5 protein-coding genes are annotated in these 12,739 nt (G+C 57.5%); all 5 read right to left on the reverse strand.

The features are described from left to right. Positions 1 to 130 precede the first annotated feature (130 nt). The 5 genes from ACIX8_RS24695 to ACIX8_RS16180 all read right to left on the reverse strand — a co-directional run bounded on the left by ACIX8_RS24695 (position 131) and on the right by ACIX8_RS16180 (position 12,646). The gene (locus ACIX8_RS24695) at positions 131 to 5,242 is read right to left on the reverse strand and encodes a non-ribosomal peptide synthetase (RefSeq protein WP_052310636.1); all 5,112 of its coding nucleotides are present in this window, start codon (positions 5,240 to 5,242) and stop codon (positions 131 to 133) included. After that, positions 5,235 to 9,869, reverse strand: coding sequence for a non-ribosomal peptide synthetase (locus ACIX8_RS16170; protein WP_014266441.1), 4,635 nt, complete (start codon positions 9,867 to 9,869; stop codon positions 5,235 to 5,237). Before ACIX8_RS16170 ends, ACIX8_RS24695 begins: the two co-directional genes overlap by 8 nt. Before the next feature lie 83 nt (positions 9,870 to 9,952). Next, the gene (locus ACIX8_RS24700; protein ID WP_014266442.1) at positions 9,953 to 10,603 is read right to left on the reverse strand and encodes an aminotransferase class IV; all 651 of its coding nucleotides are present in this window, start codon (positions 10,601 to 10,603) and stop codon (positions 9,953 to 9,955) included. Position 10,604: 1 nt separating this feature from the next. Continuing rightward, a complete protein-coding gene (locus ACIX8_RS24705; protein ID WP_014266443.1) occupies positions 10,605 to 12,071 on the reverse strand; it encodes an anthranilate synthase component I family protein in 1,467 nt (488 codons plus the stop codon). Further along, positions 12,068 to 12,646, reverse strand: coding sequence for an anthranilate synthase component II (locus tag ACIX8_RS16180; protein WP_014266444.1), 579 nt, complete (start codon positions 12,644 to 12,646; stop codon positions 12,068 to 12,070). Before ACIX8_RS16180 ends, ACIX8_RS24705 begins: the two co-directional genes overlap by 4 nt. Positions 12,647 to 12,739: the final 93 nt, after the last annotated feature.

The following is a 12,739-nucleotide window of genomic DNA, read 5'->3' on the forward strand; positions in this document are numbered from 1 at the left end:
TGTCGACTAACTACATTCCCGCGGGTCTACAGAAACAGGAGCGTCGAGATTGGCAGCAGAATTACTGCCAATCTCCAGCAATGCAATCAACGTGCAGAACCCCGGTCAGGTGTTGCCGATGCAGAAGTATTTATGAAAGATCACTTACTTCAAAAGATTGGAAGATAAGTTCCTCAAGTAATGCGGCTTGAGTGCTGAACACGGGGCTCTCAAATATATCGCCAATTTTTAAATCCACATCCAACTCATCTCTAACGTGAGAACTCAGCCGTACAGCCAGTAATGAGTGGCCACCCAGATCGAAGAAGCTGTCGTTGCGGCCTACCCGTTCCACGCCGAGTACCTCCGACCAGATAGTCGCCAAATGCTCTTCAAGAGCACCTACCGGCGCCTCGTAGCTTGGCCGCACATACGCCTCGTCATCCGGCGCTGGCAACGCCTTCCGGTCCAGCTTCCCGTTCGGGCTCAGAGGAAAAGACTCCAACTCCATATAGGCCGACGGCACCATATACTCCGGAAGCGTCAGGCTCAGATGTGCCCGCAAAATCCCTGCTTCGACCCTCAGTTCCTTTGTCGGCGTGTAATAGGCTACGAGACGTTTATCGCCTTGGTCATCCTCACGTGCTACTACCACCGTCTCGCTCACGCCAGGGTGATCCAGCAGACGTGCCTCGATCTCCCCCAGCTCAATCCGGAACCCGCGGATCTTCACCTGAAAATCGTTCCGCCCTACAAACTCGATGTTCCCGTCAGGCAGGTATCGCACCAGGTCCCCGGTCTTGTACAACCGGTCTCCCTCCACAAATCGGCTCGCCACAAATCGCTCTGCCGTCAACTCCGCGCGGTTCAGATAACCACGTGCCACTCCCGCCCCGCCGATGTACAACTCGCCCGCAACACCGACTGGAACTGGCTCACCCTCAACATCCAAAATGTAAATTCGCGTGTTGCTGATGGGACGGCCAATCGGAATCGACGTGTCACCGACGGAACTCACAGTGAATAAGGTTGCGAATGTCGTCGTCTCCGTCGGCCCATAGCCATTGATCAACGATGTTCCCGAAAAGGCCTTCACAGCCTTACTGACATGAAGCGGGCTAAGCTTATCTCCTCCTGCCAGCAGAACACGTACTGTCTGGAGACTGTCCATGATCTCGATAACAGCAAGATCGAAGAGAGCAGCCGTCAGCCATAGGACGCTGATGCTATGACGATAGATAAGTGTCTGAATCTGATTTAATTCTGGCTTCTCCGGCGGAAAGATAATCAGCCGTGCTCCACGAACCAGGGACACCCAGATTTCAAACACTGAGGCATCGAAGGAAAGGGATGAGAGCTGAAGGAAAACGTCCTCAGATGTAAGCCACGGAAACGAAGAGATTAGTCGAATCGTATTCCTGTGTTCGATCATGACGCCTTTGGGCTGACCGGTAGAGCCGGAGGTATAGATGACATAGGCGAGGTGCGAGGACCGTAGTCCTAGTGCCTGCGCATCGGGGTTGGTCTCCGGCCGGCTGTGCCACGAGGCCTCGAGATCGAGGTCCAGGACCGGTATCTCCAACTCACCCAGAGCTTGCTCCAGGGTCTCGCGCGCCGCCCCGTGCGTCAGCACCGCTACCGGTCCGGAGTCCGCAAGCATGTAGCTCAGACGATCCACAGGATACGCAGGGTCCAGAGGAACATACGCTCCACCTGCCTTCAGAACCCCCAGCAGCGCCACCACCATCGCCACCGAGCGCTCCACGCAGATCGCCACACGGTCGTCCGGACGAACTCCCAGAGCCACTAACTCATGCGCCAGACGGTTCGCGCGACAGTTCAACTCCCCGTAGCTTACCCGCTCCTCCTCAAACACCAACGCCGTCGACTCGGGGCTCCCCTCCACCTGTGCCTCGAACAGTCCATGCACCGTCGACTCCGACGGATAAGCCACCTCCGTCGCGTTCCACTCCACCAGCAGCTGCTCACGCTCCTCCGCAGGCAACATCGACAGCTGCGATACCCGCTCGTCCTCGCCACGCGTCATCGCTTCCAGAAGACGAACCAGATACTGTCCGTAACGCTCCACCGTCTCGGACCTGAACAGAGACGTCGCATACTCCAGAGACCCTACGATCCCAGCATCCGTCTCGCTCAGATCAAGCGTCAGGTCGAACTTCGCTACAGACGATTCGCTCTCTAATCCGGACAGACGCAGACCCGGCAGATCCAGATCAGACACCTCATTGTTCTGCCACGCGAACATCACCTGGAAGATCGGACTGTGCGCTAAACTCCGGCTCGGCTTGAGCCGCTCCACCACCTGCTCGAACGGCAGCTCCTGATGCGCCTGCGCTCCGATCGACGTCTGGCGAACCCGCTTCAGAAGTTCGCTCACCGTCGGCTGACCCGTAAAGTCCACCCGCAGCGCCAGCATGTTGACGAAGAAACCAATCAGCTCCTCGGTCTCGCGCTGCGTCCGGTTCGCTACCGGTGTACCGATCACAACGTCCTGTTCCCCCGACAAGCGCGACAGCAGTACCGCAAAACCACTCAGCACCGTCATGAACAGCGTCGTACCGTGTCGCTGGCTCAGCGCCTTCAACCTCTCCGTCAGATCCCGATCCAGTTCAAGGCTTACCCGGCCGCCTGCATAACTCTGCTGCGCTGGGCGTCTGTAGTCCGACGGAAGGGACAGTAACGTTGGAGAACCCGACAGCGTTCTGCCCCAGTACTCGGCCTGTGGCTCCAGCGCCTCCCCGCCCAGCCACTGGCGCTGCCAGTGCGCGTAATCCCCATACTGGATCGAAAGCTCCGGTAGAGGATCCACCTCCTGCGCGCAGCTGGCCGCATACAACGCCCCGAACTCCTTCACCAAAATGCCGATCGACCAGCCATCCGATACGATGTGGTGCATCGTCACCAACAGCGCATGCTCCTGCTCCCCAAGACGCACCAGGCAACCACGAACCAGCGGGCCTCGTTCCAGATCGAACCCGGCTCTGGCCTCTTCTACCACCAGAATAGACAGCCGCTCTTCTTGATCCGGTACTCCGGACAGATCCCGACGTTCCAGCGTAAAGCCTGCCTCCGCCCCATCGATCCGCTGCACAGGCTCGCCCTCCACCACCACGAAGCGCGTTCGCAATACCTCGTGACGGGCCACGATCCGGTCCAGCGCAAACTGCAACGCTGCCTGGTTCAGAGTTCCGCTCAGACGTAGCGCTGCCGGCATGTGATATGCCTCGCTGACTCCCTCCATCTGCGACAAAAACCATAACCGCTGCTGCGCGAACGACAGCGGCAGATCCTGATGCTCTTGCACCCGCTCGATCGCCGGCAGCAGTGCAAGCTCAAGGAAAGGAATCCTTGCCGCCAGATCCTGTACCACCGGATAGGAAAACAGATCACGGACATCGATCCGCAGCTTCGCACTGTGCAGACGGCTCAACACCCGCATCGCCATCAGCGAGTGGCCGCCCAGCTCGAAGAAGCTGTCGTTGCGGCCCACCCGCTCCACCCCCAGCACCTCCGCGAAGACACGCGCTACGGTCTCCTCCATCTCCCCTACAGGAGCCTCGTAGCCACGCCGCACATACGCCTCGTCGTCAGGCGCCGGTAGCGCCTTCCGGTCCAGCTTCCCGTTCGGGCTCAGAGGAAAGCTCTCCATCCGAACATACGCCGACGGAACCATATACCCAGGTAAGGTCGCGCTCAGATGACCACGCAGCAACTCCACCTCCACCGATGCTCCAACCGCCGCCGTGTAGTACGCCACAAGACGCTTGTCCTCTGCCGCCCCACGCGCCACCACTACCGCTTCCCCTACTCCCGCATGCTGGCACAGAAGTGACTCGATCTCCCCCAACTCGATCCGAAACCCGCGGATCTTCACCTGAAAATCGTTCCGCCCTAAATACTCGATGTTCCCGTCAGACAAATACCGCGCCAAGTCCCCCGTCTTGTACAACCGGTCCCCAGCCACAAAAGGACTCGCAATAAACCGCTCCGCCGTCAACTCCGCACGGTTCAGATAACCGCGACCCACCCCCGCACCACCGACGTAGAGCTCTCCGCTCATACCGATGGGCACCGGCTTCCGCTGCTCATCCAAAATATAAATACGAAGATCGGGGATCCGTCTGCCAATGGGACTTCCGGTAAGGGAGACGGCGTCCAGAGCGGTGAGCTCGCGATAGGTGACATGAACGGTGGTCTCAGTGATGCCGTACATGTTGATCAGCAGGCAGGCCTGATTCTGTGTTCTCTCGTACCAGGGCTTGAGCAGGCTGACATTGAGGGCCTCTCCACCGAAGACGACACAACGAAGGCTGTGTTGAAGAGGGTTCTCTTCCTGCGCCGCGATGAGCTGCCGGAAGGCGCTAGGTGTCTGGTTGAGGATGGTGACGTGCTGGGTGCAGAGCAGTTCATAGAACTGCCGGGGCGAGCGTGTGACGATCTGGGGAACGACGATGAGTCGTCCACCGTGGAGCAGGGCTCCCCAGATCTCCCATACCGAGAAGTCGAAGGCGAAGGAGTGGAAGAGCGTCCAGATGTCAGTGGCGTTGAAGTGGAACCAGTCGGCAGTGGCGTGGAAGAGTCGAACGACGTTCCGGTGCTCGACCATCACCCCTTTGGGGGTTCCAGTGGATCCGGAGGTATAGATGATATAGGCGAGGTGCGAGGACCGTAGTCCTAGTGCCTGCGCATCGGGGTTGGTCTCCGGCCGGCTGTGCCACGAGGCCTCCAGATCGAGGTCCAGGACGGGTACCTCCAACTTACCCAGCGCTTGCTCCAGGGTCTCGCGCGCCGCCCCGTGCGTCAGCACCGCTACCGGTCCGGAGTCCGCAAGCATGTAGCTCAGACGATCCACAGGATACGCAGGGTCCAGAGGAACATACGCTCCACCTGCCTTCAGAACCCCCAGCAGCGCCACCACCATCGCCACCGAGCGCTCCACGCAGATCGCCACACGGTCGTCCGGACGAACTCCCAGAGCCACTAACTCATGCGCCAGACGGTTCGCGCGACAGTTCAACTCCCCGTAGCTTACCCGCTCCTCCTCAAACACCAACGCCGTCGACTCGGGGCTCCCCTCCACCTGCGCCTCGAACAAAGCGGTAAGTACGACCTCGGGCAGTGGATGCGAGGTTTGATTCCAGTCCACCAGTATCCGCTGACGCTCTTCCGACGTGAGTAGCTCGAGTTTGCCAATGCGGCGTGTCTTTTTTTTAGCCTTCATCGCGGGCTCAATTTCACGCATGTTGTTCACTATTTTCCTCGTCCAGCGCCTCGGCAATCTGCTCTAAGACACTATTCATGTAAGTCCATATACGCTCTGCATCCAGGCTTGGGACCACGCAGGCTCGCAGCACAAATCCACTTTCTGTATCGTCTACCGCCAGCGTGACGGGAGAGTCGCCCCCATCGTGCGCAGCAAGAGATTCGATAGAGAATGGTTCGATCGGTTCGTCCATCCTCAACTTCCGATAGTGCCGGTAGTTGAGGATGCTTAGGAACAGAGGGCGGGGTGCAGGTACGTTGCTGCATCTTTGCGCCAATGCAAGAGGTGTTTGCTCATACGACAACAATGCCGCCAGGGTGTCGCTAAGTTGCCTGATCTGATCCTGCGCACTTTCTTCGCCGATATGGATACGGATGGGTAGAGTGTTGATAAACAGACCCAGCACGCGGTCGGCTCCCGCGCCCGCATGCATGCGGCCCGAGAGTACAGTGCCGAACACAACATCTTCGCGTCCTGCAGTTTCCGCCAGAACATATGCCCACGCCAGATGAAATATAACGGCGACACTTACACTGAGCGCACGCGCATGCTCACGCAAGCGCGCAGCTAACTTCGCATCTAGCGGCCGGGAGGCTTCATGCATGCTTTCGCTTTCCACGCCGGAGATACCGAATGGAGCGGTCGGCTCATCGAAATCGCCCAGCATAGCTCGAAAGAAGCTCTCCTGCTGTGTTTGATCCGCTCCCAGCCGGGCCTGTGCGACAAAATTGCGATAAGGCAGCGCGGCAGGCAGGCTTTCAGCTTCTCCGTACAGGTGCGCTCCAACTTCCTGCTGCACCAGCTCCAACGACACGCGATCCATGATGATGTGATGGAACAGCAGCAGCACGATCCAGCGGCCATGCACTTGATCTTCTGCGAGGCAGGCCCTCAGCAGGGGCGCCTTATCAAGATCGATACGGTAGTGCCGTGCGTCGAATCGTGCGCGCAGGTAATCGTCGATATCGATCGCCGTTGAGGGTACTTCAATCTCTTCTATCGGTATGGCCACCTTGCGCAGCACGACCTGAACAGGCTCACGCAACCCCTGCCAAAGCACTGCCGTGCGGAGGATATCGTGCCGGTTCACGACAGACTGCAGGGCATCAAGCAGGGCAAGCGCATCTTCCCGGCTCTTCACTGCAAGCATGTTGCTCAACAAGTACGGATCGCCCTTTGTATTGGCAATATGCTGAAACAGCAAACCTTCCTGAAGCGGAGCCAAGGGATAAATATCCTGAATGTTCGAAGAGCCCCCAGGTATCCGTTCGGCAATAGATTCGATCTCCGCCGCGCTCAGAGTCACCAGAGTCAGCATCTCCGGCGTGATCGTTTTGCACGATTGCGGAATCAGGTTTGGTGGAACTTCAAAAAAATCCTTCTCTTCTGTTGTTTCAGCCAGAGCCTTCAGAGTGGTCTGGTTGAAAAGAAGCTGCCCATCGACCTTCAGGCCCTCGTTGCGCATACATTCGAGGAGCTGCACTGCGAGGAGTGAGTTGCCGCCGATGGCAAAGAAGTTGTCCTCGCGACTTATCTGTTCGATGGGGAGTTGAAGCACGCTCGCCCAAAGCTTGGCCAGGGTCTGCTCGCGTACGCCCTCCGGCGGATGGTGCCCAGGGACGGGAGCGACGGCAGGCTCCGGGCGAGGTAAGGCAAACCGGTTCAACTTGCCATTCGGGAGCAGGGGCATTGCTTCCATCGGCACATAAACTGCTGGCACCATATGCGCGGGGAGACGCCCGGTAAGCCAGCGATGGAGTTGGTTGCGGTCCGGCGAAGCCTCCCCCAGACGCGGAACATAATAGGCGGCCAAAAGAGCATCGGGCATACCCGAGTTCCAGCCCTGCACCGCGACGCGCGCAAGCTTGGGGTGCTGCCCCAGCACCTGTTCCACCCCAAGCGGATCAACTTTTTGGCCCCGAAGCTTGACCTGAAAATCGACTCGGCCTATGTATTCCAGCTGCCGTACGGGACCGCGGCCGAGCCGAGCCATATCCCCGGTACGGAAAAGGGTAGTGCCGTCTCCGTTGAATGGGTTAGACACCTGGCGTTCCGCAGTCAACTCCGGTTGACGCCAGTAGCCATGCTTCCCTATCGGCACGCCCTCCACGCAGAGCTCTCCGACAACACCCGGCGGCACCGGTTGACCGTCTTCCCCGAGCAGATGGAGCCGCGTGTTCGCAATGGGTATCCCCATTGCGACGCTCCCGGACCCACGTGTCTCGCTCGATATGCCCGGCCCGGCTGCATGGAAGTAGGTAAGATCGTTGGTCTCCGTCGTGCCGTAGTTGTTATAGAGGTGTGCCTCCGGCAACAACTGCGCAAACCGCGTCCGCAGAGCTTCCGGCAAGGGCTCGCCCGCAGTGACCACATACCGCAGACTGTGAAGATGCTCCGGGTATGCAAGCAGTGCGTTCAGTTGCGAGGGCACCAGATTCAACCGTGTCACTTCCTGCTCGGCCAGGGCCCGCGCAAATGTAGGTGTATCCCGTACCAACAGATCCGAGGCTATCCACTGTGGCACCCCCGCCAACAGCCCGGAAAACATCTCCTTCAGGTGCACTACGAAACCTGTCGCCGTTTTTTGCGCCACCCGCTCTCCGGGAGCGAAAGGGAGGGTCTCCCACAGATTCCGCAAACAGTTCAGTAACTGACCGTGCTCGACCTGAACACCTTTCGGCTTTCCGGTCGAGCCCGAGGTATAGGCGATGTAAGCCAGATCTTCCAGATCCGGCTCCGGCCCCTGCTGCCATGGCTCTTCTTCCTGCTCGTCCCACAGCGCATCGAGCGTGATGAGTTTTGCATCGTCAAGGTCGAAACCATGCGATTGCTCGCGTTCGACTACGATCGCCCTGGGCTCGACATCAGCCAGAATTCGTGCGGCATAACTGTCCGGATAGCCCGGATCTACAGGCACATATACCCCACCGGCCTTCCATATTCCAAGCAGGGCTGCGACCAGGTCTACCCCTCGTGGCAGATACAAGGCAACCCGCTCGCCGGCATTCACCCCGCGTGCCACCAGAACCTGGGCTACCCGCCCCGAACGCCGGTCCAGCTCTCCATAGGTCAGCGAGAGCTTCCCATCCCGGCAGGCTACAGCCTCTGGGCGCAAACGCACCTGCTCTCCGAACAGTCCGATGATGCTGCCAGTCTCCCAGACGCGCTCCGCACCCAGCAGCGCAGACTCCTGCGCGACACGCTCCTCGGACGTCAGCTCGATCAGCTGCGACAAGCGAGAGCTCGGCTCAGCAACCAACCGACCCAAGACTATCTCTAACTCATCGAGCAGCGCTCCAACCTCGGCGGCATCGAACCTGGCAGAATCGAACTCGGCTGCCACTGTCAGCTCCACCTCTTCCCCGAAATATTGCAGGTCCAGGTCGCTCGTCGCCTGCCTGATCCGGTTCCCTTCAAATACAAGTGCTTCCAGATTTCCGGCCCAGTACCGTACGTCGGCCTGTCGGTAATTCTGGTGGCGCAGCATAATCGGCACTGGCGAGCCACCGTCAGACTGCCGCAGACCTTCAACCTCAGCCAAAAGCCGTTCAAACGGCACACTCTGGTGTTCGAAGCCGTCGAGAATCGTGCGGCGCACTCTATCCACCAATTCGTGCCCGTTCGGATCCCCGTCCAGGTGCAGTCGCAAAGCGACGATGTTGATGAAAAAGCCGATCAGTGGTTCCAGTTCCAACCGCTCTCTACCAGCCACCGTCGTGCCCAACAATAGATCAGCGACCCGAGTCCGCCGGTAGCTCACAAGCGCCCATCCCGCCGTAAGCACCATGAACAAGCTTGCGCGACGATCGCGCGCATAGCCAGTCAGCGCCTCGGCCAGCTTCCTGGGCATCGCTCGCACCACCTGTTGCGCATCACCTCTCTCCTTCGGTGCAGGAGCTCCGGCCAGTACGAGCGGTGCCGGAGGTGTAGCCAAAACTTTCTTCCAGTACCCTATCGACCCGCTCAGATCCAGCCCTCTCTGCCATACGGCCCAATCTGCATACTGGATCCCGAGCGGCGTTAACTTTGGCGCATCGCCCTCCACCTTCGCCCGGTACAACTCCCGCATGTCTCGTACCAGTACATCAACCGACCAGCCATCGGCCACAATGTGGTGCATGGCCAACGACAACACATGCTCCTCTGCGCTGATCTCTACCAGCAGTACTCGAAACAAGGAGCCCCGCTCCAAATCGAACACCTGCTCCTCATGCACCCGAACTAAAGCTTCCACCTGCGAACGCGCTGCCTTCTGAACCTGAAAATCAGCTTCAGTCGGTTCGTCAATCATCTGCTGCGGTCGGCCATTTTCGCCGGGAACGAAGCGCGTCCGCAGTGGTTCATGCCGCTCCACAAGCGCATTCAACGCAGCACGCAACGCTTCCACGTTTAGAGGTCCAGTCAGCTCCAGCGCACCACCCATCGCCCAGCGAACTCCGTCCCCCATGGCTTGCTGCGTCCACAATCGTTCTTGCACCTCCGACAGCAGCAACGCGCTCTCCCGGGGCAGAGGGATTAAACCTCCCTGGCCACCGGCCTGCCGAGCCCTCTTCTCACGAAGCAGTTTGAGAAGTTCTTCGCGTTCTGTGTCGAGTGTCTTTTTCATCTACCACGCAGCCTTAATAAGTGAATGTGTGTGAACTCCGGGCTATTGCAGTTTGCTAAGGTCACTGTCGAATTCCGGATTCGCTAACTTCGAACTAAGTTCGCCTCCATGCAGCCGCGCAACGAACTACACAGCAGAATTTGCTTGGCGTTGAAAAGATCTTCAGGAAAAAGCGTCCGTTCTGCGGCATCGAACTGCCCATCTTGCAAGAGGATGTCCCGCATGATACCGGGCAGAATTCCCGAGGAAAGCGGAGGTGTCCACCAGTTGTTGTCTATATATAAAAAAAGGTTTGTTCGCCCGCCCTCGGTAATTTCGCCACGCTCATTTACAAAAAGCATGTCAAAAGCACCCTTGGTTTCTGCTAACTTCCATCCGCGGTCATATTCGTCGCGGATGGAAGTTTTATGCCGAAGGAGCGGATTAGAAGAGCTTTGTGAAGCGAATCCCCAATCCGATCCCAGCAGCAGCCTTACAGGTCCGGAATGAATCGGCTGCAGGGGATAACGCCGTATTTCGAAAACTCCCGAACGCTCAAGACTAATACGCAACCGATATGGTCCAGCCTGGGCCAGCGCTTCATCACTGCAAAGCGCTTCTTTCCGAATGCTGTCTAGATCACAGACAAACCCTAAGGTCTGGGCACTCGCCGCAAGCCTGGAGAGGTGACGGTCCAGATAGCGCAAACCCGTGTCCCTTGAACCGTAAAGTGTTTCGAACAGATAGAAATGCATCTTAGGCACTCCGCTTGATTTCTTGTTCCTCGGTTCCAGGAGCGGCCAGCAATGCGATGGCGCTGAAAGGAGCGAGCGCCTTCAGCAACATCTCGTCATACTCCTCCTGAGCGTCGGAAAGATGAATGATGGCACCTCCCACACCAATTTCAGCAATATTTTCGTTAATCACTGCCGTCCGAATAACAATATTCAGATCGACCCCGCCATTTAGGGATAGGTAACCGATTGCGCCGGAGTAAATTCCGCGCGGTGTTTGCTCCAGGCTATCGATAATTTCCAAGGTCCTTTTCTTGGGTGCTCCGGTCATCGAGCCGCCAGGAAAGCATCTTGCGACGCATCCTACCGGCGACTGCTCCAGAGTTCCTCGAATCGTCGACACCAGTTGATGGACCGTGGCATAGGATTCGACATGCATGAGCGACGGTACATGCACTGAGCCAGCGACGCAGGAGCGGGTAAGGTCATTGCGTAGCAGGTCTACGATCATCAGATTTTCGCTAAAGAATTTTTCGTCGTCGAGTAGTTGCTGTCGATTAGACTCGTCTTCAAACTTATCCGCGCTCCGCCGTGTCGTGCCCTTGATCGGCTTGGTTTCCACCATGCCGTCCGGGGTAATCTTCAAAAAACGCTCTGGCGAGCTGCAGAGAACGCTGGTCTGGCCAAAATGCAACAGGCAGGCATACGGTGCAGGATTGATTTCACGTAGTGCCAAATAGGTATTAAAGATGTCGGCTGGAGAGTAGGAGGAAAGTGGGACACGCACTCGATTGGTTAGGCATATCTCATAGGACTCTCCTTTAAGGATCTGCTGTTTTGCTACGGCTATCTGATTCAGATATGAAGTTTTGTCATGGAGAAGGAAGGGCTCGATATCGCTCGGGCGGAGAAGCGGTGGGCGTGTCTCGCAAACCCTATCTGACGCGGGTAAGGTACGAAGCACGTCCTCCACATAGGAAAACCAGGCTTCCACGCCTGTTGCGTCCCCCCTGTGAAGCGCGACGAGGTAAAGCTCGTCGTTCGTGTGATCGGCGGCGAGAAAGCGGTCGACAAACAGCAACGCTGCGTCAGCCATCATGCTCGGGTGCCCGGGTACCCCCTCTGTGATCTCCATCAGCTCATAGCCGAGATACCCGACAAACCCTCCATTGAAATCAAAAGGAAGCGATTGATCTGTTGTCACAGTCATTGACGCCAGATGCTGTTCAGTGACCTTGAAGACATCGTCTTCCAACTCTTCAGGCTCTTTCGCTGCCCGCAGGATAGTAGTACCGCGACCCACGAAGCCCTCGACTCGATAGGATTCAGGACCGTCGCCCGCTCCCAGGAATGAAAAGCGAGCCTGCCCGGTATCGTGGCGGCTGGAGTCAAGCCAGAAAGCATAAGGCGCGGTTATGAAAAGGGCCTCATAGATTCGGGCTGGTGTGGAAGATAAAGGAAGCTTGCGGCTTGCAAGTTGAAAATTCAAAGCTTCACCTCCCTGAGAAAATTGGCCATTAGGGTTTCTCCGAACTCCGAACAGATGGACTCTGGATGAAATTGAACGCCAAAGATGCTTCGCTCACGGTGCTGGAGCCCCATGATGAGTCCCTCATCGGTCCAGGCAGTCTTATAGAGCGGTTCGGGCAGATCGGAATCAACAATCAAAGAGTGATAGCGGACCATCTTGACGCGTTGTGGGATCCCCTCAAATAAACCTTGACCTTCATGGGAAATCACGGCAATTTGTCCGTGTACAGGTTGCGGGGCAAGATCGACTTTCCCCCCGAATGCCACGCCAATGCCCTGGTGTCCCAGGCAGATGCCAAAAACCGGTTTTTCGCTATGCTGCAAAATATCAGCGCATATTCCGAAATCCCGCGCACGCGCCGGATGGCCAGGGCCGGGGGAAATCACGACACAATCGGCATTGAAATCCGCGAAGGCAGAGTAACTGATCTCATCATTGCAAAACACTGTGGCGCTTATCCCGGAGACGCGATAGATCAAGTCGCGAATGTTATACGTGAAGGAGTCATAGTTGTCGATTAGAGCTATCTTCACTGCATCCCTGCCTTAAATGAATTGGTTGAATTATTATTTGCACCCTTGCAGGCACGCCGACCAAACGATTCAAAATTTGAAGAATTGAGGCGA

The sequence above is a fragment of the Granulicella mallensis MP5ACTX8 genome (assembly GCF_000178955.2).
GTDB classification, from domain to species: domain Bacteria; phylum Acidobacteriota; class Terriglobia; order Terriglobales; family Acidobacteriaceae; genus Granulicella; species Granulicella mallensis.

Coding starts and splice junctions, on each gene's coding strand:
- ACIX8_RS24700 (WP_014266442.1), bottom strand. CDS start 10,603: ATGCATTTCTATCTGTTCGAAACACTTTACGGTTCAAGGGACACGGGT.
- ACIX8_RS16170 (WP_014266441.1), bottom strand. CDS start 9,869: ATGAAAAAGACACTCGACACAGAACGCGAAGAACTTCTCAAACTGCTT.
- ACIX8_RS24695 (WP_052310636.1), bottom strand. CDS start 5,242: ATGCGTGAAATTGAGCCCGCGATGAAGGCTAAAAAAAAGACACGCCGC.